Source organism: Variovorax beijingensis, from assembly GCF_003951285.1.
GTDB classification, from domain to species: Bacteria; Pseudomonadota; Gammaproteobacteria; order Burkholderiales; family Burkholderiaceae_C; genus Variovorax; species Variovorax beijingensis.
Map to the genome: position 1 here is coordinate 25,510 of NZ_RXFQ01000004.1, position 22,814 is coordinate 48,323.

Below are 22,814 nucleotides of genomic sequence, written 5' to 3' on the forward strand. Positions count from 1 at the left end.
GACACAGCCAACTCGACCCTTGCGGCGCTTCCTGGCCGCAAAAGACAAACCGCCCGAGATTCAAACGCCGCCGTCGGCATGCAGGTGCCGGCCGCGATCCGCTCGTTTTCAGAATCCTCAAGGCTCACCATGCTTGAAACCCGTGCCGCGCATCCGCGGCCATTTTCGATTTCCGTTTTCGATCCCCATGAGGCCTCTGCCGAAAGCTGGGAGAAGTTCCATCGCTATTGGCAGCTTCGCACCGAGGAGGACCATCCCGGCGAGCGCCGCCCCCCCAACGCCGACGCCGGGCGCGCGCTGCGGGAGCACCTGCCGCTGCAGGCCTTCCATCGGGTCCTCGCGAGCTGCGATGGCGAATTCATTGGCAGCCTCACGCCGAGCTTTCGCCGCGAAGGCTCGCCCGACCATGCCGCCTTTGCGCCCTATCTCGAGGCCTGGGGCGGCCTGTTGCGGCCGCACCGGCGGCGCGGCGTGAGGTCAGCGCGCCGATGCTCTCCCATCAACCACCGGCTGGGCTTTGCGCCGCACAGGCATGATGCGGTCTACCAGATCGGCCCGGAAAGCCTGAGGGCCTTCCTCTCGACCCGCCCGCTGGATCCGATGGAGCGGTACCAATGAAAGCACCACCACGACTGCAGTCGCTGGTCGACGAAGGCCTGATCGACACGGTGGTACGCCAGCTGATGAGCGGCAAGGAAGCCATGGTCTACGTGGTGCGCTGCGGCGAGGAGACGCGCTGCGCCAAGGTCTACAAGGAAGCCGACAAGCGCAGCTTCCGCCAGGCCGTCGACTACACCGAGAACCGCCGGGTGCGCAACTCGCGCGAGACGCGGGCCATGGCCAAGGGCACGCGCTTCGGCCGCCAGGTGACCGAGGCCATCTGGCAAAGCGCCGAAGTCGATGCGCTCTATCGTCTGGCGGCGGCCGGCGTGCGCGTGCCCGTTCCCTACAACTTCCTCGAAGGCGTGCTGCTGATGGAGCTGGTGACCGACGCCAACGGCGATGCGGCGCCGCGGCTCAACGACGTGGCGTTCACGCGCGACGAAGCCTTGCAGCACCATGCCAGCCTGCTGAAGGAAGTGGTGCGCATGCTGTGCGCGGGCGTGGTGCACGGCGACCTGTCGGAATTCAACGTGCTGCTGGCGGCCGACGGCCCGGTGGTGATCGACCTGCCTCAAGCGGTCGATGCGGCGGGCAACAACCACGCAAAGCGCATGCTGCTGCGCGACGTGGAGAACCTGCGTAACTTTTTCGGCCAGTTCGCGCCGGATCTCCTGGGCACGCACTACGGCGACGAGATCTGGCACCTGTACGAGCGCGGCCTGCTGCGCGTCGAATCGGTGCTGGGCGGCACGCATGCGCGCGACACCGGCCCCGTCGATCTGGGCAACGTGCTGCGCGAGGTGGACGATGCGCGTGAGGAAGAAGCGGCGCGGCGACTGCGCATGCAGCTGCCCAGGCTCTGACGGCGGCGGACCGTCAGGGCCGTTCGTTCTTCAGCTCGCGCAGTTGCGTCTCGGCATGCTCGAGTTCAGCCCGCAGCGCCCGGATGTCGCGCTCCAGCCTGTCGATGCGCGCCGCGCGGCTTTGCGGCGGTTCGCTCGCCCGGCAGCGCGCCCGCAACGCATCCAGGTTCTCGGCGAGCTGCCGGCGGCGCAGCATCTGGCCCCTGGAGCGGGCCAGGTCCATGTCGCGCTCCAGTGCAGCTTCCTCCGCTTCGCAAGATGAAGAAGCGGAGGGTGCACCCTCCCCCGGCTCCGCGGGCTGTGCGAACGCGGGTGAGGCCAGCGCCAGCGCGACGATCCACGGCCAGGGTCTCATACCCAGCCCCCGCCGTGCCCTCGAAGGCCACCATGCCAGGCGAAATCCATTGTTGCGGCTCCCGTTTTGTAGGCGGTACCAACGTCCGCCGTGCCGCATTCTGTCTCAAGCCAGTTCCTCCACGCGCAGCGCCGTCACTTTGCCTGCGACCGAGGGATGCGCCTGCAACGCCTGCAGCGCCAGGTCCATCGCACCCTGCCGCACCGGCTGCGTCAGCACCAGCACCTGCGCGCCCATGCCGGGCTGCGCAGCCGCCAGTGCCACCTGCCGCACCGACACCTGCTGCCCGGCCAGCCAGCCCGACACCGCCTCGATCTGGCCGGCGGCATGCACGGGTATGCGCAGGTAGTGCGCACAGCACGCGGCCGCGCGGGGCAGCACCGGGAGTTCGCTCATGGCGTGCGCATGGAACCCGAGGTGCGGCACGCGCTGCGCGGCATGGGTGCCGTCGAGCCGCGCCACATCGACCAGGTCGGCAATCACCGCCGATGCGGTCTCTTCGGAGCCGGCGCCCGCGCCGTAGTACATCGTCACGCCGGCCGCATCGCCCTTGACCATGACGGCATTCATCGATCCGCTCACATGCGCCATCAGGTGCGATGCGGGCACCAGCGCGGGCTGCACGCGCAGTTCCACGCCTTCCTCCCGGCGCCGCGCCACGCCCAGCAGCTTGATGCGGTAGCCCAGTTGCTCGGCGCAGGCCACGTCCACCCGCTGCAAGGCCGCGATGCCTTGCACCTGCACATCGGCAAGCCGCACGGACGTGCCGAAGGCATTGGCGGCCAGCAGCGTGAGCTTGTGCGCGGCGTCGATGCCCTCGATGTCGAAGGCCGGATCGGCCTCGGCATAGCCGAGCGCCTGGGCCTGTGCAAGGGCAGCCGCGAAGTCCAGGCCTTCGTCACGCATCTTGCTCAGGATGAAGTTGGTGGTGCCGTTGATGATGCCCGCCACCCATTCGATGCGATTGGCCGTGAGGCCTTCGCGCAGCGCCTTGACGATGGGAATGCTCACCGCCACCGCGCCCTCGTACGCCACGGCCACGCCATGCCGCCGGGCCGCGGCAAAGATCTCGGCGCCATGCACCGCGAGCAAGGCCTTGTTGGCCGTGACCACATGCTTGCCGTGCGCGATGGCGGCCAGCACCCATTCGCGCGCCGGGCCGGTGCCGCCGGCCACTTCCACCACCACGTCCACGTCGGGGTGGGTAGCCACGCACAGCGGGTCGTCCGTCAATGGAGCATCCGCGCCCACGATGGCGGCGGCGCGCACCAGGTTGCGCGCGGCCACCATCACCAGCTCGATGGGCCGGCCCGCCCGTCCCGCGATCTCGGCCTGGTTGCGCGCCAGCACCCGGAAGGTGCCCGAGCCGACGGTGCCGATACCGATCATGCCCACGCGCAGCGCGCGAATGGCCGCGGGGCGGCTGGGCAGGGGTTCGAGGGACTGGACTGGATCGCGGTACATGGAATTCTCCGGACGAAAACAAGAAACCCAGCTGCCAGAGCTGGGTTTCATTCATTCGGAGAAGAAGAGCGATACACCAGGTGGCTGCCGAAACGGCCACCTGCGCGTGCTCAGGTGGCCGCGGTGGTAATGGTGGTAATCATTCGTGCAACCAATGCCCCATCCGCCCGCGCGAAGGCAGGCGGCATCATGCGGGCCATGGAGGCTTCGCAGACGGTGGCGGGGAAGAGATGGCACGACATGAAGATGGGAGTGTACAAGAGCCCGGCCGGCTGGCGCCGAGATTGCCGTGCCAAACCTGCTGGAATACGGGGAGCAGGCCTACAGCGCTGCGTCGGCAGCAGGCCTAGTGTTGTGGGCAAAGAACTGCATCACCAGGAGGCAGCATCATGAAGAGTTTCGTCCTAGAGCCCCGCATGCGCTCGAGCATCGGCGGCGCCTTCTACCCCACAGGCTATTCGATGGTGATGTTTCCAAGCGCGGAGGACGCCAACCGCATCGGCCACAAACTGATCGAGAACGGCGTGAGCGGCGACGAGATCTACCTGCTTCCCGCAGCAACGATCCTGGAGGAGATCACACCCACCGTGAGGGAAGCCGACGAGCCGCTGCCTTCGGCCGGAACCGACGCGGCCACCGTGCGCGCCTACACCAAGCTGGCGCGCGAAGGCCACACGGGCCTGCTGGTCAGGACGAAGAACGAAGAAGCGGCCAACCACCTGATGGAGGTGGTGCGCACCGTACCCTATTCGATCGCGCAGCGCTATCGCACACTGGTCATCGAAGACCTCTGAATTCCCCTGCCGATTGGCGGCTCAGGCAGCAGCCGCTGCGCGCCGCACCACGTCGCGCGCCATGGCCTGCGCGAGTTCCTGTTCGCCCAGGAAGACCGTAGCGGCCATTTCGCGCGTCAGCAGCCCGGCCTCCTCTTCGTTGTGGCTGCGGATCACGGTTTCAATGGCCGGATTGAGCGTGCGGGCGGTTTCCATCATCTGGCGCACGTTCATGGCGTCCGGTATGGCCACCACCAGCACGCGGGCACGCGCGATGTGCGCCTGGATCAGCACGGCCGGATCGGCCGCGTCGCCCCAGACGGCCGCAACGCCGGCTTCGCGCAGCTTCTCCACCAGTTCGCGGTTCTGCTCCGCCACCACGAAGGGAATGTCGTGCGCCTCCAGCTCCGATGCGATGCGGCGCCCGACGCGGCCATAGCCCACCAGCACCACCTGCCTGGACAGGTACCGGGCTTCGGTGGTCGTCGGCAGTTCGGCCAGCGGATGGTCGTGCGACTCGATGCCGCGCGCCGCCGGGAAGCGGCCGTGCAGCCATTTCTCGATGGGGGCGACCATGCTGAACCACAGCGGATTGGTGGCAATGGAAATCAGCGCACCGGCCAGGATCAGGCTCTGGCCTTCCACCGGCAGCAGGCCGAGCGAGACGCCGAGCCCCGCAAGAATGAACGAGAACTCCCCGATCTGCGCGAGGCTCGCGCTCACGGTGAGCGCCGTGCCCAGCGGATAGCGGAACGCCAGCACCAGCGCGCAGGCGGCCAGCGACTTGCCCAGCACGATCACGCCCACCACCGCCAGCACCTGCAGCGGCCGCTCGATGAGCACCGAGGGATCGAAGAGCATGCCCACCGACACGAAGAACAGCACCGCGAAGGCATCGCGCAGCGGCAGCGACTCCTGCGCCGCGCGGTGGCTGAATTCGGATTCGCGCATCACCATGCCCGCAAAGAAAGCGCCCAGCGCGAACGACACGCCGAACAGCGCCGCCGACGCAAAGGCGATGCTGACCGCGGCCGCGATCACGCACAGCGTGAACAGCTCGCGCGAGCCGGTGCGCGTGACCTGCCACAGAATCCAAGGAAACGCGCGCCGCCCCACCACCAGCATCAGCGCCACGAACCCGCCCACCTGCAGCAGCGTGACGCCGAGCGTCTGCCACAGCGGATCGGAGTTGGCCGAATCGCCCGCGTGGCCGCCCAACGCCCCCGCGAGCGGCGGCATCAGCACCAGGACCAGCACCATGGCCAGGTCCTCGACCACCAGCCAGCCGACCGCGATACGCCCGGTGAACGAATCGAGAATCCCCAGGCTCTCGAGCGCCCGCAGCAGCACGACCGTGCTTGCCACCGACAGCGCCAGCCCGAAGACCAGCGCCTCGCCCCATGACCAGCCCCACCAGAGCGCCAGCGCACCGCCCAGCAGCGTGGCCACCGCGATCTGCGCGAGCGCGCCCGGCAGCGCGATCTTGCGCACGGCCAGCAGGTCGTCGAGCGAAAAATGCAGGCCCACGCCGAACATCAGCAGCATCACGCCGATCTCGGCCAGTTGCGCGGCAATGCCCGCATCGGCCACGAAGCCCGGCGTGAAGGGACCGATGATCACGCCCGCGAGCAGGTAGCCCACCAGCGCCGGCAGCCGCAGCCGCAGCGCCAGAAAACCCAGCACGAGCGCCAGCCCCAGGCCGGCGGCGATCGTGTTGATGAGGGAAACGCTGTGGGGCATTGCTCCATTTTGCAGGAACGATACGCCCCTCTGGTTTCACACGGGCATCATCAATCGGCCATCTTGCCGATGCGCACCAATGAAAAAACCCGCCGAGGCGGGTCTTTTCGATCAGCTTTCCGTCAGCGTGATCAGTGCATGTGCAGGCCGCCGTTGACCGAGAAGTCGGCGCCCGTGCTGTAGCCGCCCTCGTCCGTGGCGAGCCACGAGATGATGGAGGCAATTTCGCTCGGCTCGCCCAGGCGCTTGACCGGGATGGTGGCCACGATCTTGTCGAGCACTTCCTGGCGGATGGCCTTGACCATGTCGGTGCCGATGTAGCCCGGGCTCACGGTGTTGACCGTGACGCCCTTGTTTGCCAGTTCCTGTGCCAGCGCCATCGTGAAGCCGTGCATGCCGGCCTTGGCCGCCGAGTAGTTGGTCTGCCCCGCCTGGCCCTTGGCGCCGTTGACCGAGCTGATGTTGATGATGCGGCCCCAGCCCTTCTCGACCATGTCGCCCACCACCTGCTTGGTGACGTTGAACATGCTGTTGAGGTTGGTCTCGATGACCGCGCTCCAGTCCTCGGGCGTCATTTTCAGGAACATGCGGTCCCGCGTGATGCCGGCGTTGTTGACCAGCACGTCGATGGGGCCATGCGCTGCCTTGGCGGCAGAAAAGGCCTCGACGGTGGATTGCCAGTCGCCGACATTGCCGACCGAGGCGTGGAACTCGAAGCCCAGGGCCTTCTGCTCGGCCAGCCATTTGGCATGGTCGCGCGTGGGGCCGCAGCCTGCGACGACAGTGAAGCCGTCCTTGTAAAGGCGCTGGCAGATGGCTGTTCCGATGCCACCCATGCCCCCGGTGACATATGCAACTTTCTTGCTCATGAAATTTTCCTTGATGTGTGCGAAAAGCCTGAACGGCCGCCTTCACTCTAGCGAGTTTCAAGCCGTCGAACTCTGAGGAAAACACTGAGCCGAGCTTGCAACCAGCTGTCACGGTGCGGCCGCATGTGCAACCATATTGCATAAGTCCGCCGCCGTCCTGCTCACCCCTTTTGCTTCCAAGGAGTTCGAAAGTATGAATTTCGAAAACGCCAGGCAACGTCCCCATGTCTGACACGGCCGGCCTCGAGCCGCTTTCCATCCTCGCCGACCGTGTCGGCGCCATCCTTCGCGAGCGGCGCCAGACCGTGGCCGTGGCCGAATCCTCGGCCGGCGGTCTCGTGTCGGCCGCGCTGCTCGCCATCCCGGGCGCATCGGCCTTTTTCCTCGGCGGCGCGGTCGTCTATTCGCGCCGGGCCGGAAAAGCGCTGCTGGGGCTGACGGCCGAAGACATGGCCGGCATGCGCGCGGAAACCGAACCCTATGCCAGCTTCATTGCAGGCAGGATCCGGGGCAGCCACCGCGCCACCTGGGGCATCGCCGAGAGCGGCGCGGCCGGTCCTTCCGGCAGCCCGTATGGCGACGCGCCGGGGCATGTGTGCGTGGCCATCGCCGGAGAGGCCGCGGCGAGCAGGACGATCGAAACCGCCGACTCGGACCGCGTGTCGAACATGGACGTCTTTGCGCGGCAGCTGCTCCTGCTGTTCCACGAGACGCTGCTGGCGCAACCAGGAACGCCTGGCTGAACGGGACCCTAATCCGCCTGCACCCCCGCCGCCCGGATCACCTTCCCCCATTTCTCGGTCTCGGCCGCCAGGTGGGTGCGCAGCGCTTCGGGCGTCACCTTGTCCATGGGGACCGCCTCGGTGCTCAGTTCGGCGAAACGGTGCTTGACCATGTCGTCCTGCAGTGCGGCGCGCAGCGCCGTGTTGAGCTTTTCCATCACGGCCGGCGGCGTGCCCCTGGGTGCGTAGATGCCGTGCCACACCTTCACGTCGAAACCCTTCAGGCCCTGCTCGTCGAGCGTGGGAATGTTCGGCATGCTGGACAGCCGCTTCGGCGTGGTCACGCCGAACACCTTGACGCGGTTGCCGTCCTTGATGACCGGCGCGGTCTGCGTGGTCTGGTCGCACAGCAGGTCGACCTGCCCGCCCATCAGGTCGTTGAGCGCCGGGCCGGCGCCCTTGTAGGGCACGGTGGTGAGCTGCACCCCGATCTGGTGCGCGAAGAGCATGCCGCACAGCTGCGACACCGCGCCGATGCCGGCGTTGGCGAGGGTCACCTTGTCCTTGTTCGTCTTCACGTAGGCCAGCAGCTCCTGGAAGTTGCTGGCCGGGAAGTCCTTGCGCGAGAGCAGGGTCATGGGCACGTCCATCACCTGGCCCACGTATTCGAAGTCCTTCAGCGGGTCGTAGTTGAGCTTCCTGTAGAGCGCGGGCGCGGTGGCCATGCCCATGTGGTGGATCAGGATGGTGTAGCCGTTGGGCGCCGCCTTGGCCACGCGCGCAGGCGCGATGGTGCCGCCCGCACCCACGGTGTTCTCGACGATCACGGTCTGCCCGAGCGACTTGCCCATGGGAATCGCGAGCATGCGCGCGACCACGTCGGTGGGGCCGCCGGCCGAGTACGGCACGACCATGGTGATGGTTTTCTCCGGCCAGGGCGCCTGCGCGGCGGCCGGCGTTTGCGCGGCCAGCAGACCTGCGCCCAGCGATGCGGCCAGCAGGGTGCGTGCTTTCCAGTTCTTCTTCAGATTCACTTGCTTGTCTCCTGGGTTGTGGGATGCCTGTCTTGTTCTGCAGCGAGCGCCACCAGCCGTTCGGCCAGGCGAACGACCGGCGCGTCGACCATGCGGCCGTCGAGGCTGACCACGCCGCCGCCGGCCGAACGCACGGCCTCGATCACGCGGCGCGCCCATGCGAGCTCGCCGTCGCTCGGGCCCAGCGCGGCCTGCACCGGCGCGACCTGGTCGGGGTGGATGCACAGCTTGGCGCCGAAGCCGCCGCGGCGTGCGCGTGCCGTGTCGGCCGCCAGGCGCTGCGTATCGCGCCAGTCGGCCGTCACGCCGTCGATGGGCGCGGGCAGCCCGGCACGGCGCGAGGCCAGCAGCAGCACGAGGCGCACCGGCACCAGCTCGGCTTCGTCCGCATCGCAGGCCAGCCCGACGTCAGCCTGGAAATCGAGGTTGCCGAAGGCGAGCCGCAGCACCTGTGGCGCCGCCGCGAGTTCATCGGCCGCCGCAAGGCCGGCCGCCGATTCGACGAGCGGCACGAGCACGCCTCGAGGCCCGATGGCTTCGGCCAGCAGCCGCAGGTCGCCGGCCTTCTCCGCCTTGGGCAGCACCACGCCCTCGGCCAGCCCTTGCAAGACCAGCCCGGCCACGGCCACGCGGTCGTCCTCGTGCCACGGCGTGCCTGCGGCATTGATGCGCACCAGCAGGCGCTGCCGGTCGGCGCCGGGCAGCGCGGCGAACGAGGCCGCAAGGCCTTCACGCGCCGCGGCCTTGCGCTCGGGCGCCACCGCGTCCTCCAGGTCGACGATCACTGCGCCCGCACCGGTGACCAGCGCGCGCGCATGGCGCTCGGGCCGGTCGGCCGGCACGAAGAGAAAGGCACGCGCCAGCGCGAGCGCTGCCGCGCTCACACCGCCCCCGCCTCGCGCAGCGCCGCAATCTCCGCCTCGCTGCGTCCGAGGCCGCGCAGGATGGCGTCGGTATGCTGGCCCACGGCCGGTATCGCATCCATGCGGTAGTCGAAGGCGCTCTGGCGGCCGGCCGGCAGCAGCGCCGGAATGTCGCCGGCCGGCGAGCCCACCTGCCGCCAGCGCTCGCGCGCCTGCAGCTGCGGATGCGCCCACAGCCCGGCCATGTCGTTCATGCGTGCGTTGGCGATCTGCGCCGCATCGAGGCGCTCGACCACCTGCGCGGTGCCGAGCGCGGCAAAGGTCTCCACGATGATCGCGCGCAGCGCGTCGCGGTTCTCGTTGCGCCGCGCGTTGCTGTCGAAGCGCGCGTCGGTGGCGAGCGCCGCCTGCAGCAGCACCTTCTCGCAGAACACGCGCCATTCGCGCTCGTTCTGCAGGCCCAGCATCACGGTGCCGCCATCGCCCGCGGGAAACGGACCGTAGGGATAGATGGTGGCGTGCGAGGCGGCGCTGCGAGGCGGCGGCGACGCGCCGTCGTAGGCGTAGTACATCGGGTAGCCCATCCACTCGGCGAGCGATTCGAGCATCGACACGTCGATGTGCGAGCCCTTGCCGGTCTTGCCGCGCTGGAGCAGCGCCGCGAGGATGCCGGTGTAGGCGTACATGCCCGCCGCGATGTCGGCGATGGAATTGCCCGACTTGCACGGATCGTCCGGCGTGCCCGTGACCGAGAGAAAACCCGCCTCGCTCTGGATCAGCAGGTCGTAGGCCTTCTTGTCGCGGTACGGGCCGTCGTCGCCATAGCCCGAGATGTCGCAGACGATGAGCCGCGGATGCAATGCCTGCAGCGCCTCGGCGCCCAGGCCCATGCGCGCGGCCGCGCCCGGCGCGAGGTTCTGCACCAGCACGTCGGCATCGGCCACCAGCGCCTGCAGCACCGCGAGCGCGGCGGGCTGCTTGAGGTCGAGCGTGAGGCTTTCCTTGGAGCGGTTCACCCACACGAAGTGCGAGGCCTCGCCGCCCACGCGGGCGTCATAGGCGCGCGCGAAGTCGCCGGCGCCGGGGCGCTCCACCTTGATGACGCGGGCGCCAAGATCGGCCAGCTGCCGGGTGCAGAAAGGCGCGGCAATCGCATGCTCGAGCGAAACCACGGTGATGCCGTCGAGGGGTCTTGTCATGGACGTGTTTTCCGTTTTCTTCATGCGAGCACGGCCGTGGCCTGCATCGTGAGCCAGCCGTCGGCGTCTTCGCCCCAGAGGCTGAAGGCCTTGCCGTCCGTGCTGCCTTCGGCCGGCTTGCCATGCATGCGGAACGGCGCGATGTCGAAGGTCGGCCGCACGGCGCGGAACTCGAAGCGTGCGAGCTGCGCGCCCGGCACATTGCGGCGCAGCAGGTCCACGAGCAGTGTCGCGATCAGCGGGCCGTGCACGATCAGGCCCGGATAGCCCTCGACCTGCGTCACGTAGCGGCGGTCGTAGTGGATGCGGTGGCCGTTGAAGGTGAGCGCCGAATAGCGGAACAGCAGCACGTCGTCGGGCACGATCTCGCGGCTGAAGGCGGCGTCCTTCGGCGCCGGCGTGGGCGACGGCGCCTTTTCGCCGGGCGCGGCCGCGGCGCGGTAGACGATGTCGTGCTCCTCGGTCAGCGCAAGGCCGCGCTCGTTGCGCACTTCATGGCGCACCAGCACGAACATCAGCTCGCCCGTGCGGCCGGCCTTGTGGGTGACCGAGGCGATGGTCGAGGTGCGCTCGGCCCTGTCGCCGACCCGCAGCGGGTTGCCTGGCTCCCAGGCCAGCCGCCCACCCGCCCACATGCGGCGCGGCAGCGGCACGGGCGGCAGGAAGCCGCCGCGCTTCGCGTGGCCGTCCTCACCGATCTCGGACTGGCGATGGTGCGGCAGGAAGTAGAGCCAGTGCCAGAGTTCGGGCAGGCGCGTGCCAGCAGTGGGCAACGCGTCGTCACGGTCGAGCGTGGCGGAGAGCGCACGCACCGGAGCGGCGGTGACGTCGTCGGCCAGCGTTTCGCTGCGGCCTTGCCAGGCCTGGAGCTTTGCGAGCGTGCCGGCGTCGATCGCGCCGGGGGATTGTTCCTGGGTGGAGTTGCTCATCGGTTCTTTCAATCGACCGCTGCGCCGGAGGCCTTGACGATGCGCGCCCACTTGGCGAGGTCGTCCTGCAGCAGTTTCGAAAATTGATCGGGCGTGGCGGGCGCCGCGATCTCGACGCCCTGCTGTTCGAGCTTGTCGCGCAGGTCCTTCGCGGCCAGCGCCTTGCGCGTCGCATCCTGCAGCTTGGCCAGCACCTCGGCCGGCACGCCCGCGGGCGCGAACAGGCCGATCCAGAGCGTGCCGTTGTAGCCCGGCACGGCCTCGGCGATGGTGGGTACATCGGGCAGCACCGGCGAGCGCTTGTCGCCGCTCACGGCCAGCGCGCGCAGCTTGCCGGCCTTGATGTGCGAGAGCGCCGAAGGCAGGCTCGCGAACACGATCGGCAGCTGCCCGCCGAGCACGTCGTTGAGCGCAGGCGCCACGCCCTTGTACGGCACGTGCTGCAGCGAGATGCCCGCCATGCTGTTGAGCATTTCGCCCAGCAGGTGGTTGAGCGTGCCGTTGCCGGCCGAGGCGTACTGGTAGTTGGCGCCCTTCTGCCGCGCGAGCTTCAGGAATTCGTTGAAGTCCCTGGCGGGAAACGAGGGGTTGACCAGCAGCACGTTGGGCACCGCGCCGATCAGGCCCACGGGCTTGAAATCCTTCACCGGATCGAAGCCCGGGTTCTTGTAGAGCGCCGGGTTGATGGCCTGGCTGCTGCTGATGGTCATGAGCAGCGTGTAGCCGTCCTTCGGCCCCTTGGCGACCAGCTGCGTGCCGATGTTGCCGCCCGCGCCCGGCCGGTTGTCGACCACCACGCTCGCGTTCATCAGCTCGCCGATCTTCTGGCCCACGAGGCGGCCGACGATGTCGTTGGTGCCGCCCGCGGCCTGCGGCACGACGAGCGTGACGGGGCGCGAGGGGTATGGCTGCGCGGCAGCCGGAACCGCAGTGCAGAGCGCTGCCGCGGCAAGGGAAAGAAGCGCCAGTGCGCGGAATTTCATTGTCTTTGTCTCCATGGCCGCATGGTGTTCTGCCGTGGCAGCGCGCGCAATCTTCGATTTCGGAACCCAGCCTTCTGAAATACCGAAGGCTTGGGCCTTACGATGGCGCCATGCTTTTCGACCTGACCGACTTGCGCCTTTTCGTTGCCACGGCCGAGCTTGGCAATCTCACGCGCGCGGCCGAGCGGCAGCACCTGTCGCTCGCGGCGGCCAGCGCGCGCATCAAGGCACTCGAAAACCAGGCCGGGCTGCAGCTGCTGCAGCGCGAAGCCCGCGGCGTGCGCCTGCTGCCACCGGGGGAAGCCTTCCTGCACCACGCGCGCCTCGTGCTGCACCAGACCGAGCAACTGCGCGCCGACCTGCTCGAATACGGCGGCGGGCTGCGCGGCCACCTGCGCGTGTTCGCCAACACCACGGCGGTGACCGATTTCCTGCCCGAGATCCTGCCAGGCTTTCTTGCGCGCAACCCGCGCATCAACGTCGACCTTCAGGAAAAACCGAATGCTCAGATCCCGCGCGGCGTGCTCGATGGCCGCGCCGACATCGGCATCGTCGCGGGCCGCGTCGACACGCTGGGCCTGGAAGCGATCCACTTCAGCACCGACCGGCTGGTGCTCGTCACCTCGCACAAGCACCGCTTCGCGAAGCGCCGCAGGATTTCATTCGCGGAAACGCTCGACGAAGACGCCATCGGCATGCAGCAAGGCAGCACCTTGCAGACCTTTCTGGCGCAGATCACCGACAACCTCGGCAAGCGGCAGAAGCTGCGCATCCAGCTCGGCAGCTTCGATGCCATGTGCCGGATGATCGGCAGCGGCGTGGGCATCGGCGTGGTGCCGGAATCGGCGGCCCGACGCAATCAGGAAAGCATGCAGCTCGCGCTGATCGATCTCAGCGATGCATGGTGCGTGCGGGAGCGCTACCTGCTGGTGCGTGACCGGGCGGCCCTGCCGATCTACGCGCAGGCGCTGGTCGAGACGCTGTGCCAGCACTACGCGGGGGAGCAGGCCGCCGTCGATTGAGTGCCCAAAAACAAGGACTTGCGGGCGAATTGTGAAGAAGCCTATGCCATCCCCATTTTCCGTGGACAACTTTGGGGATAACTGATGCTCTTCCTTGTAAAGCCGATCTAACTCGTTGTTTTACAAGGGGAATAATCAGTTTGCTCAAAATTTGGGCGGTGAACAAAGTGAGCCGCGCCTCCTCGGGGCTGGCAGCGAGCTGTCGTCTTTTGTTCAGGGTGGGTGCCCAGTACTCCCCTGCGCGAATGTCCCCCGGCCTGCGGCCTCCTCCTTGATTTCGCTGCGCAAGGCACCCCATCGACGGGAGCGCACCCTGAACAGCAGCGCCCCGGATCAGGACACTCCACGCGCACCCCGAACAGAGATGCGCGTGAAAGGCCAAGGGAGCCTATCGCTCGATCGTCAGCGCCACGCCCATGCCGCCGCCGATGCACAGCGACGCAATGCCCTTCTTCGCGTTCTGGCGCTGCATCTCGTGCAGCAGCGTCACCAGGATGCGGCAGCCCGACGCGCCGATCGGGTGGCCGATGGCAATGGCGCCGCCGTTCACGTTGACCTTGTTCACGTCCCAGCCCATTTCCTTGTTCACGGCGCAAGCCTGCGCGGCGAAGGCTTCGTTGATCTCGAGCAGGTCGAGATCGGCGGCCTTCCAGCCGGCGCGCTGCAGCGCCTTGGTCGACGCGGGCACCGGGCCCATGCCCATGATCGCCGGGTCGAGGCCGGCCGTGGCGTAGCTCGCGATGCGGCCCAGCGGCTTGAGACCGAGCGCGGCCGCCTTCTTGGCCGTCATCACCATCACGGCGGCGGCACCGTCGTTCAGGCCCGAGGCATTGCCCGCGGTCACGCCGCCGGCCTTGTCGAAGGCAGGGCGCAGGCCCGCCAGGCCTTCGGCGCTGGTCTTGCGGTTGATGAACTCGTCCTTGTCGAAGACGATCGGATCGCCCTTCTTCTGCGCGATGCTCACGGGCACGATCTCGTCCTTGAACTTGCCGGCATCCTGCGCGGCCGCGGCCTTGGTCTGGCTGCCGAGCGCGAGCTCGTCCTGCGCGGAGCGGTCGATGCCGTACTTCTTGGCCACGTTCTCGGCCGTGATGCCCATGTGGTACTGGTTATAGACGTCCCACAGGCCGTCCACGATCATGGTGTCGACCAGCTTCCAGTCGCCCATGCGCTGGCCGTTGCGCGAATTGGGCAGCACATGCGGGGCAGCGCTCATGTTCTCCTGGCCGCCGGCAATGACGATCTCGCTGTCGCCCGTGGCCACGGCCTGCGCCGCGAGCATGACGGCCTTCAGGCCCGAGCCGCACACGGCGTTGATGGTGAGCGCCGGCGTTTCCTTGGTGCCGCCGCTCTTGAGCCATGCCTGGCGCGCGGGGTTCTGGCCCGCACCGGCGGCCAGCACCTGGCCCATGATGGCTTCGCCGACCTGGTCGGCCGTGAGATTGGCGCGCGCAATCACTTCCTTGATCACGAGGGCGCCCAGCTCGGTGGCTGCAATGCCGGCGAGCGAGCCGCCGAACTTGCCGACCGCCGTGCGTGCAGCCGAAACGATGACGATGTCTTCCATGAGGTTCTCCGTTGAAGTGATGAAGTGATTTGAAGTCGTGGTTGTGAAGGGTCAGGCTCTTGCCTTGACGTAGCGTCCGGGCGCCGGTTCGATGGCCTTGTAGGCCTTGCCGTTGCCATAGGCCTTGGGCGCCGGCACCTGCTTGCCCGCATGGCCCTTGAGCCATTGGGCCCAGTCGGTCCACCAGCTGCCGGGGTGCTCGGTCGCGCCGGCCAGCCATTCGGCCTGGGTCTTGGGGAACTTGCCGTCTTCGCGTATCCAGTGGCTGCGCTTTTTCTTGGCGGGCGGATTGATCACGCCCGCGATGTGGCCCGAAGCGCCCATGACGAAGCGCTTCTTGCCCGGCAGCAGCTGCGTGGACGCATAGGCGCCGCCGATCGGCACGATGTGGTCTTCGCGCGAGCCGTAGATGTAGGCCGGGATGTCGATCTTGCCCAGGTCGATCTTCTCGCCACAGACCGTGAGCGCATTGGGCTTGGCGAGCTTGTTCTCGTGGTAGGTGTTGCGCAGGTACCAGGTGTAGAACGGGCCCGGCAGGTTGGTGGCGTCGCTGTTCCAGTAGAGCAGGTCGAAGGGCGGCGGGGTCTCGCCCTTCAGGTAGTTGCCGACCACGTAGTTCCAGACCAGGTCGTTGGGGCGCAGGAAGCTGAAGGTCGATGCCAGGTCCATGCCCGGCAGCAGGCCGCCCTTGCCCAGCTGCATCTCGCGGTACGCCACCATCGCCTCGTCCACGAAGATGTCGAGGATGCCGGTGTCGCTGAAGTCGAGAAATGTGGTGAGCAGCGTGACCGAGGCGGCCGGCTTTTCGCCGCGCGCCGCAAGCACGGCCAGCGCGGTGCTCAGGATGGTGCCGCCCACGCAGAAACCCAGCGCGTTGATCTGCTTGCTCCCGTCGATCTCCTGCACGAGGTGGATCGCCTTGATGGCGGCGTTCTCGATGTAGTCGTCCCAGGTGGCGTTGGCCAGCGATTCGTCGGGGTTGCGCCAGCTCACCACGAACACGCGGTGGCCCTGCTCGTTGGCATAGCGGATCAGCGAGTTTTCGGGCTGCAGGTCGAGGATGTAGAACTTGTTGATGCACGGTGGCACCAGCAGGAACGGCCGTTCGTAGACCTTGGCCGTGAGCGGCTTGTATTCGAGCAGCTGGAACAGCTCGTTCTCGAACACCACGGCGCCCTCGGTGGTGGCCACGTTGCGCCCCACTTCGAAGGCGCTTTCGTCGGTCATGCTGAGGTGGCCCTGCTTCATGTCGTGCAGCAGGTTCTGGATGCCCTTGGCAATGCTCTCGCCCTGCGTGTCGATGGCCTTCTTCTGCGCCTCGGCGTTGAAGGCGAGCGAATTGCTGGGCGACGCCGCCGCCATCCACTGCTCGACCGCAAAGCGCATGCGCGCCTTGGTCTTTTCGTCGGCATCGATGGCCTCGGCCATGCTGAGCAGGGTGCGGCCATTGAGCAGGTAGACGGCCGCGGAGAAGGCCGCGAGCGGGTTGCTGCCCCAGGCTTCGCCCGCAAAGCGCTTGTCGCCCTCGGGCCTGGCTTCCAGGCCGCGGCGCCAGAGCTCGGTGGCTTCGGCCATGTACTGCTGCTGGATGGATTGCAGCTTCTCGGGTGCGATGGAGACTTTCGGCAATTCAGGCAGCTTCGCCGCCGGCGGCGATTGCCACAGCGGCATGCCACCGCCGTTGAAGGCCGAGGCCCCCTGTACGGCGGACTGCTGGAGCGATTCCAGCGCCTTGGTCCATCCCTCTGAAAGAGCCTGCTGGAAGGGCGCGAACGCATCGGCCCCCGTGGCTTGTTGCTTCATCATGTCTCCTGGTCCTCGCCTGAATCGGTACGGATGGCTTGCGTATTTTGAGTATCCTGCATTTCACAAGGCGCCCACAACGCTCCCCGCTCACTTACCGACTGAAACTTCTTGTGTTCATCCACCTGATCGTGATTGGCTGGCTCTACGTCGCCCTGATGATGGCCGTGGCCGAAGCCACCAACACCACCGGCACCGTATTGGGTGCCATCTTCACATTTCTTTTGTACGGATTGGCGCCTGTCGCACTGGTGGTTTACCTGATGGGCACCCCGGGGCGGCGCCGCGCGATCAGGCAGCGCGAGGAAAAGGCGCAGGAAGAAGCACGCCGCGCCGCGCACGAGGCGGCCGCGGCGGCAGGCACGGATTCAGACCTTCCAGACCAGCGCGGCGAAACGACCGCTGACGCCGTCCCGCCGGTGCGAAAAGAACCGTGACGGGTTGGCGACGGTGCACCAGGCGTCGCTGCCATCGTTGCCATGCACCGACTCCACGCCGGCTGCGCGGAGGCGCTGGCGCGCGAGCGCGGGAAGGTCGGCCAGCCACTTGCCGGGCGCCGGCGCGGGCTGGAAGCAGCGCGCAGCCTCGGGCGCATGCGCCTCGAAGGCAGCCTTGACCTCGGACCCGACCTCGAAGGCCCTGGGGCCGATGCAGGGGCCGAGCCAGGCCATGACCCTGCCGCCGCCCTGCGCGGGCTCGAAGCACCGGGCCGCCGCCTCGAGCACGCCGCCAGCCAGGCCGCGCCAGCCGGCGTGCGCGGCCGCCACCCTCTGGCCCGATTCGACGGTGAAGAGCACGGGCAGGCAATCGGCCACCATGATCGTGCAGGCCACGCCGGTGGCCGTGGCGGTGCAGGCATCGGCCGGCGTGCCATCGCCCGCCCTGCCGGCTTCGGCGCCGAGCGCCACGAGGCCGGTGCCGTGCACCTGCTGCAGGAAGACCGGCCGCGCGCCGCCGATGGCCTGCGCCAGGCGATGGCGGTTTTCGGCGACGTGGGCGGCCAGATCGCCCACGTGGTCGCCGAGGTTGAGGCTTTGGTAGCAGCCCTGCGAAACACCGCCCTGGCGCGTGGTGCACACGGCCTGCACGTTGGGCGGCGCCGGCCAGTCGGGCACGAGCCAGTGCGCGTCGTCCATGGCGGCGGGCCCGATCAGGCTTCCGCGTCGGGGCACTGCGAAGGCTGGGCGCGCTGGAAGGCGTCGAGTTCCATGCAGGCTTCGAACGCGGCCATGGTGCGCGGCAGCCCGCTGAAGTCGCAGTCGAAGCGGCGGCCGTTGAAGATCTGCGGCACCAGGCAGCAGTCGGCCAGCGTGGGCGTGTCGCCGTAGCAGAACCGGCCGCCGGGATGCTGGGCGAGCTGGCGCTCGAAGGCCAGCATGCCGTCGCGCACCCAGTGGCGGTACCAGGTGTTCTTGGCCTCGTCGTCGAGCTTGAGTTCCTTCACCAGGTACTTGAGCACGCGCAGGTTGTTGAGCGGATGGATCTCGCAGGCGATGGACTGCGCCAACGCGCGCACGTGGGCGCGGCCCACGGGATCGTGCGGCAGCAGCGCCGGCTCGGGATAGGTTTCGTCCAGGTATTCGATGATGGCCATCGACTGCGAAAAGCGCTCGCCCTCGTCTTCGAGCAGCGGCACCAGCATGTCGGCCGAAATGGCCGAGTACGGCCCCGTGCGGTGCTCGCCGCGGGCGATGTGCACCGGGACGTAGTCGAACTCCAGGCCCTTCAGGTGGAGCGCAATGCGCACGCGGAACGACGAGGAGGATCGGAAGTAGTTGTGCAGCTTCATCATCCCGCAAGCATAGCGCCGCACCGGCAGCCCGGGCCGGCCTCTGGCACACTGCCGCTTTTCTCCGTTCCGCTGAAAAAGGACAGACGCAATGGCTTCCGAGTTTGTTTTCGCCCCGCCCGCGACCGTTTCGATCCCCGTGGTCGGCCAGCCGGCCCGTTTTCCGGTGCACCGCATCTACTGCGTGGGCCGCAACTACGAGGACCACGCCAAGGAAATGGGCTTCACCGGCCGCGAGCCGCCCTTCTTCTTCATGAAGCCGGCCGACGCGCTGGTGGTGGTCGATGCGGGCCAGACCGGCACCATGGCCTACCCCACGCTCACCAAGAACCTGCACCACGAGATCGAGCTCGTGGTGGCGATCGGCACCGGCGGCAAGAACATTGCAGCGGCCGATGCGCACAAGCACATCTACGGCTATGCCGTGGGCCTGGACATGACGCGGCGCGACCTGCAGAACGACATGAAGAAGCAGGGCCGCCCCTGGGACATCGGCAAGGGCTTCGAGCAGAGCGCGCCCATCGGCCCGATCGTGCCGGTGGCCGAGGCCGGCGACGCCGAGAACGCAGAGATCTCGCTGCAGGTCAACGGCACCGACCGCCAGCGCAGCACCGTGAGCAAGCTGATCTGGAACGTGGCCGAAACCATCGAGCACCTGTCGGCGGCGTGGGAGCTGCAGCCCGGCGACCTGATCTACAGCGGCACGCCCGAAGGCGTGGCGGCGGTGGTGGCGGGCGACACGCTGGTGGGCGAGGTGGCGGGCCTGCCCAAGTTGACGGTCAAGATCGTCTGACGTCTCCGCTCCCCGCTCCATGATCCTGCGCGTACCCATCAAGCACTGCAAGAACTGCGGCACCGCAGTGGTCTACCGCGTTCCCGACGACGGCGACACCAAGGAGCGCGCGGTCTGCCCAGCCTGCAGCACCATCCACTACGAGAACCCGCTGAACGTGGTGGGCACCATTCCCGTGCTCGGCGACAAGGTGCTGCTGTGCAAGCGCAACATCGAGCCGCGCTGGGGCAAGTGGACGCTGCCCGCGGGCTTCATGGAACTGGGCGAAACCGCCGCGCAAGGCGCGGCCCGCGAGACCGACGAAGAGGCCGGCGCCCACTACGAGATGCAGGGCCTGTTCGCCGTGATCAGCGTGGTGCGCGTGGGCCAGGTGCACCTGTTCTACCGCGCCCGCCTGCTCGACGACCGCTTCGACCCCGGCCACGAGACCATCGAGGCCCGGCTCTTCACCGAGGAAGAGATTCCCTGGGAAGAGATCGCCTTTCGCACCGTGCGCGAGGCGCTGGAACACTTCTTCGAGGACCGGCGTCGCGGCAGCTTCGACCGCGTGCACGAGCTCAGCATCGTTTGAAACAACACCCCATGACCCAGGCCCCCCGCGCTCCCCTCCTCCTTCGCGGCGCCTTCGCATCCGGCATGGCACTCGGCCTTGCGCTGGCCTTCGCCGCGCATGCGGAAACGGTGGGCGACGTGGACACCGCCTTCAAGCTCATCGGCCCCGACCACAAGATCGTGGTGGAGGCCTACGACGACCCCAAGGTGAACGGCGTGACCTGCTATGTCTCGCGCGCCAAGACCGGCGGGCTGGCCGGCGCCTTCGGCGTGGCGGAAGACAAGTCCGAAGCCTCCATTGCCTGCCGCCAGGTCGGGCCGGTCAGCATCACGCAGCCGCTGCCCAAGCGGGAAGAGGTCTACAGCGAGCGGCTGTCGATCCTGTTCAAGCGGCTGCGCGTGGTGCGCATGGTCGACGCCAGGCGCAACACGCTGGTCTATCTCACCTACTCCGACCTGCTGATCGAAGGTTCGCCGAAGAACAGCGTGACGGCGGTGCCGATCGACCGCGGCACGCCCATTCCGCTCAAGTAGACCCGGCCCCGGCGGAGTTTGCTAGCATGGACGAGGTGGCTCGCCCGGCGCGCCGACCGCGGGAACCATCAGCAACGAATTCGTTCCAAAAGAGCCATGCACCTTCAGACCTTTGCCTTTCGTACCGGCGCCGCGCTCCTGGTGGCTGCCGGCCTGGCCGCCTGCACCACGCCGCAGCCGCCCGCGCGACCCGGCGTGACCATTCCGCCGCCCGTGCAGCAGCCCCAGGCCATGTTCATCCGGCCCGCCGCCGGCACCACCATTGCCCGCTTCGACGGCGTGCGCAACAAGGGGCTCGACATTGCCGGCAACCTGGGCGATCCCATCGTGGCTTCGGCCGATGGCCGCGTGGTGTACGTGGGCGGCGAACTGCGTAGCTACGGCAACATGGTCATCATCAAGCACAACGAGACTTTTCTCACCGCCTACGCCCATGCGCAGACCATCCTCGTGAAGGAAAACGCGGTGGTCCGGCAAGGCCAGAAGATCGCCGAAATGGGCAAGAGCGAAACCGACCGCGTGAAGCTGCACTTCGAAATCCGCAAGAACGGCACCGCCGTCGATCCGGAGCCCTACCTGAGCGGACGCCTGCAGCAATAGCGCCCGCATGGGCCGCCGACGCGCGGCCCTGGCTACAGCAGGCTCTCGGGCACCAGCGGCGCGAACAGCTCGAGCTTCCAGCGCGACCAGAAATCCGTTTCCGGCTCCACGTGCAGGATGGTGTCGGCGCCGTCGCCCGAGGCCGGGCTCACCCATTCGATGCCGCCGCGCGGCCCCAGTTGCAGCTGGTAGGCGCCGTCGAGCCGGATGAAGCCGATCAGGCTGGTGAGCTGCTGGGCAATCTGCGGGCTGAAGATGAATATGCCGATCTCGGTGTTGTGCAGCATCGAGCGCGGATCGAAATTCATCGAGCCGATGAACACCATGCTGCGATCGACCACCGCCGACTTTCCGTGCAGCCGGCCGCTGGCCGAACCATACATGCCGAAGCGCCGGGTCTGCTCCACGCGCTTGGGGCTCAGCTCGTAGAGCTCCACGCCCAGGCCGAGCATCTCGGGCCGGTAGCGGCGATAGCCGATGTGCACCAGCGATTCGTCCGTGGCGGCCAGCGAATTGGTCACGATGGTGTAGCTCACGCCCCGCTGCCGCACGATGCGGATCGTCTCCATGCCGCCGCGCCCCGGAATCAGGTAGGGGGTGGTCTGCAGGATCTCCTGTTGCGCGCCGCGCAGGTAGCGCCGCACGTTGTAGAGGACGCTGTCGGTCGACTCGTCGGCCGGCAGTCCGCGGGCCTCCGTGGGGCCCAGTGCCTTGGCGGGCGCGTCGGCATAGGCTTCGGCGCGCGCCCAGACGAGCGACAGCGCACCCTCGCCCAGGTCCTTGCCGAGCGCGTTGTTGCCCAGCAGATCGGTGGAAGTCGGCGGCTCGGGATGCAGCGTGTCCGGCCCGGCGGTCAATTGCTCGAAGCGTTCGCGCAGCTGCTGCGGCGTGGCCCCGCCGCTGGAGACCAGCGACTCGATCGGATAGACGTACGGGCTGTTCCAGTACATGTCGAACAGCGACGACAGCCGCGGCACCACCGTGCCGGCCACCAGCGTGTCGATGTCGATGAAGTTCGAGCCGCCATCGCGCAGGAAGTATTCGTTGGCGATGTTGCGCCCGCCCATGACCGCCATCGTGTTGTCCACCACGAAGAGCTTGTTGTGCATGCGGCGGTGCACGCGGTCGAAGTCGAGCAGCGACGCCGCCCAGCGCGTGCCCAGAAAATCGCGGCCGGCCGGGAACGGATTGAAGAACCGCACCTCCACGTTCGGATGCGCCGCGAAGCCCGCGAACAGCGGATCGGCGCCCGCGGTGTAGAGATCGTCCACCAGCAGGCGCACGCGCACGCCGCGGTCTGCCGCGTCGCGCAGCGTGCGCAGCAGGTAGCGGCCGGTTTCGTCGTTCTGCACCAGGTAGTACTGCACATCGATCGAGCGCTGGGCGCGGCGCGCGAGCTCGACGCGCGCATGCAGCGAATACTGCGGCATCGGCAGCAGCCGGAAACCGCTCAGCCCCTGCCCCGGCGGCGAGGCCGCCGCCACCAGGCGGCCCAGCATGGTGTCGGCGCCGTCGGCAATGGCCACCGAAGGCTTGCGCTCCACGCCGGCCGGCAGCCCCGCGCAGCCGCCCATGAACAGCAGGGCCAGGCCGAGCAGCAGCAGCCAGGGCGCGCGCGCCAGGCGGAGGCCGACGCCTGTTGGCGGGACGGAATGTCGTGGATTGAAGGAGAGGTCTTCGGCCATCGGTGCGATGCAATGCGCGACGTGCGCAGGCTGGCCGGTTTCTACCACGGCCCCGGGCGAAAACCCCGCTCA

Annotated in this window: 24 protein-coding genes; 10 read left to right on the plus strand and 14 right to left on the minus strand. The window is 67.9% G+C overall.

Going from position 1 to position 22,814, the window contains the following annotated elements; translation table 11 throughout:
• Positions 1–129 precede the first annotated feature (129 nt).
• A complete protein-coding gene (locus EJO66_RS07515; RefSeq protein ID WP_125964866.1) occupies positions 130–618 on the plus strand; it encodes a hypothetical protein in 489 nt (162 codons plus the stop codon).
• A complete protein-coding gene (locus tag EJO66_RS07520) occupies positions 615–1,466 on the plus strand; it encodes a PA4780 family RIO1-like protein kinase (RefSeq protein WP_124959499.1) in 852 nt (283 codons plus the stop codon). Before EJO66_RS07515 ends, EJO66_RS07520 begins: the two co-directional genes overlap by 4 nt.
• A 13-nt stretch (positions 1,467–1,479) precedes the next feature.
• Here the strand turns inward: EJO66_RS07520 and EJO66_RS32910 are convergent, their stop codons facing one another.
• On the minus strand, positions 1,480–1,689 hold the full coding sequence (locus EJO66_RS32910; RefSeq protein WP_240648531.1) for a hypothetical protein: 210 nt from the start codon (positions 1,687–1,689) through the stop codon (positions 1,480–1,482).
• 237 nt (positions 1,690–1,926) lie between these two features.
• Positions 1,927–3,285 carry a homoserine dehydrogenase gene (locus tag EJO66_RS07530; protein WP_125964867.1) on the minus strand — a complete coding sequence of 453 codons (1,359 nt, stop codon included), beginning with the start codon at positions 3,283–3,285 and terminating at the stop codon, positions 1,927–1,929.
• 389 nt (positions 3,286–3,674) lie between these two features.
• Here EJO66_RS07530 and EJO66_RS07535 point away from each other — a divergent pair, with 389 nt between their 5' ends.
• Positions 3,675–4,079 carry a hypothetical protein gene (locus EJO66_RS07535; RefSeq protein ID WP_047784726.1) on the plus strand — a complete coding sequence of 135 codons (405 nt, stop codon included), beginning with the start codon at positions 3,675–3,677 and terminating at the stop codon, positions 4,077–4,079.
• A 21-nt stretch (positions 4,080–4,100) separates the two neighbouring features.
• Here EJO66_RS07535 and EJO66_RS07540 read toward each other — a convergent pair whose 3' ends face one another.
• Positions 4,101–5,798, minus strand: a complete 1,698-nt coding sequence (locus EJO66_RS07540; protein ID WP_124959497.1) for a cation:proton antiporter domain-containing protein — start codon at positions 5,796–5,798, stop codon at positions 4,101–4,103.
• 131 nt (positions 5,799–5,929) lie between these two features.
• A complete protein-coding gene (gene phbB / locus EJO66_RS07545) occupies positions 5,930–6,667 on the minus strand; it encodes an acetoacetyl-CoA reductase (protein ID WP_124959496.1) in 738 nt (245 codons plus the stop codon).
• Between the two features lie 224 nt (positions 6,668–6,891).
• Between phbB and EJO66_RS07550 the strand changes: the two genes are divergently transcribed.
• A complete protein-coding gene (locus EJO66_RS07550) occupies positions 6,892–7,410 on the plus strand; it encodes a CinA family protein (RefSeq protein ID WP_124959495.1) in 519 nt (172 codons plus the stop codon).
• A gap of 8 nt (positions 7,411–7,418) precedes the next feature.
• Here the strand turns inward: EJO66_RS07550 and EJO66_RS07555 are convergent, their stop codons facing one another.
• The 5 genes from EJO66_RS07555 to EJO66_RS07575 are packed head-to-tail and all read right to left on the minus strand — an operon-like array spanning position 7,419 to position 12,397.
• Positions 7,419–8,423: a tripartite tricarboxylate transporter substrate binding protein BugD gene (locus tag EJO66_RS07555; RefSeq protein ID WP_124959494.1), complete on the minus strand. Its 1,005-nt coding sequence runs from the start codon at positions 8,421–8,423 to the stop codon at positions 7,419–7,421.
• Complete coding sequence (locus EJO66_RS07560) at positions 8,420–9,307, minus strand: HpcH/HpaI aldolase/citrate lyase family protein (protein ID WP_125964868.1); 888 nt, start codon at positions 9,305–9,307, stop codon at positions 8,420–8,422. Before EJO66_RS07560 ends, EJO66_RS07555 begins: the two co-directional genes overlap by 4 nt.
• Positions 9,304–10,485, minus strand: a complete 1,182-nt coding sequence (locus tag EJO66_RS07565) for a CaiB/BaiF CoA transferase family protein (RefSeq protein WP_124959492.1) — start codon at positions 10,483–10,485, stop codon at positions 9,304–9,306. The genes EJO66_RS07560 and EJO66_RS07565 overlap by 4 nt, the downstream gene beginning before the upstream one ends.
• Before the next feature lie 20 nt (positions 10,486–10,505).
• Positions 10,506–11,414 (minus strand): HTD2 family dehydratase, encoded by a 909-nt coding sequence (locus EJO66_RS07570; protein ID WP_125964869.1) that lies wholly within the window; start codon positions 11,412–11,414, stop codon positions 10,506–10,508.
• Between the two features lie 8 nt (positions 11,415–11,422).
• Positions 11,423–12,397 (minus strand): tripartite tricarboxylate transporter substrate binding protein, encoded by a 975-nt coding sequence (locus EJO66_RS07575; protein ID WP_125964870.1) that lies wholly within the window; start codon positions 12,395–12,397, stop codon positions 11,423–11,425.
• A 110-nt stretch (positions 12,398–12,507) separates the two neighbouring features.
• On the opposite strand from EJO66_RS07575, the gene EJO66_RS07580 reads away from it, so the two are divergent.
• Positions 12,508–13,419: a LysR family transcriptional regulator gene (locus EJO66_RS07580; RefSeq protein ID WP_125964871.1), complete on the plus strand. Its 912-nt coding sequence runs from the start codon at positions 12,508–12,510 to the stop codon at positions 13,417–13,419.
• Positions 13,420–13,807: 388 nt separating this feature from the next.
• Here EJO66_RS07580 and EJO66_RS07585 read toward each other — a convergent pair whose 3' ends face one another.
• Both EJO66_RS07585 and phaC read right to left on the minus strand, forming a co-directional pair.
• Positions 13,808–14,986, minus strand: a complete 1,179-nt coding sequence (locus EJO66_RS07585; protein ID WP_124959488.1) for an acetyl-CoA C-acetyltransferase — start codon at positions 14,984–14,986, stop codon at positions 13,808–13,810.
• Positions 14,987–15,037: 51 nt separating this feature from the next.
• Positions 15,038–16,789 (minus strand): class I poly(R)-hydroxyalkanoic acid synthase, encoded by a 1,752-nt coding sequence (gene phaC / locus EJO66_RS07590; protein WP_125964872.1) that lies wholly within the window; start codon positions 16,787–16,789, stop codon positions 15,038–15,040.
• A 113-nt stretch (positions 16,790–16,902) separates the two neighbouring features.
• Between phaC and EJO66_RS07595 the strand changes: the two genes are divergently transcribed.
• Entirely contained in the window at positions 16,903–17,226 is a 324-nt protein-coding gene (locus tag EJO66_RS07595) for a hypothetical protein (RefSeq protein ID WP_125964873.1), read from the plus strand.
• Here the strand turns inward: EJO66_RS07595 and pgeF are convergent.
• Both pgeF and maiA read right to left on the minus strand, forming a co-directional pair.
• The gene (gene pgeF, locus EJO66_RS07600) at positions 17,158–17,925 is read right to left on the minus strand and encodes a peptidoglycan editing factor PgeF (protein WP_125965135.1); all 768 of its coding nucleotides are present in this window, start codon (positions 17,923–17,925) and stop codon (positions 17,158–17,160) included. The genes EJO66_RS07595 and pgeF overlap by 69 nt on opposite strands.
• Positions 17,926–17,939: 14 nt before the next feature.
• Positions 17,940–18,578, minus strand: a complete 639-nt coding sequence (gene maiA, locus EJO66_RS07605; RefSeq protein ID WP_125965136.1) for a maleylacetoacetate isomerase — start codon at positions 18,576–18,578, stop codon at positions 17,940–17,942.
• 91 nt (positions 18,579–18,669) lie between these two features.
• Here maiA and EJO66_RS07610 point away from each other — a divergent pair, with 91 nt between their 5' ends.
• From EJO66_RS07610 to EJO66_RS07625, 4 genes are all read left to right on the plus strand, one after another.
• Positions 18,670–19,371, plus strand: a complete 702-nt coding sequence (locus EJO66_RS07610; RefSeq protein ID WP_125964874.1) for a fumarylacetoacetate hydrolase family protein — start codon at positions 18,670–18,672, stop codon at positions 19,369–19,371.
• A gap of 19 nt (positions 19,372–19,390) precedes the next feature.
• Positions 19,391–19,942 carry an NUDIX hydrolase gene (locus tag EJO66_RS07615; RefSeq protein ID WP_055804497.1) on the plus strand — a complete coding sequence of 184 codons (552 nt, stop codon included), beginning with the start codon at positions 19,391–19,393 and terminating at the stop codon, positions 19,940–19,942.
• A gap of 11 nt (positions 19,943–19,953) precedes the next feature.
• Positions 19,954–20,457, plus strand: a complete 504-nt coding sequence (locus tag EJO66_RS07620; RefSeq protein WP_124959478.1) for a CreA family protein — start codon at positions 19,954–19,956, stop codon at positions 20,455–20,457.
• Positions 20,458–20,553: 96 nt separating this feature from the next.
• Positions 20,554–21,057 carry a murein hydrolase activator EnvC family protein gene (locus EJO66_RS07625; protein ID WP_125964875.1) on the plus strand — a complete coding sequence of 168 codons (504 nt, stop codon included), beginning with the start codon at positions 20,554–20,556 and terminating at the stop codon, positions 21,055–21,057.
• 32 nt (positions 21,058–21,089) lie between these two features.
• Here EJO66_RS07625 and EJO66_RS07630 read toward each other — a convergent pair whose 3' ends face one another.
• Positions 21,090–22,742: a phospholipase D family protein gene (locus EJO66_RS07630; RefSeq protein WP_125964876.1), complete on the minus strand. Its 1,653-nt coding sequence runs from the start codon at positions 22,740–22,742 to the stop codon at positions 21,090–21,092.
• Between the last annotated feature and the right edge of the window lie 72 nt (positions 22,743–22,814).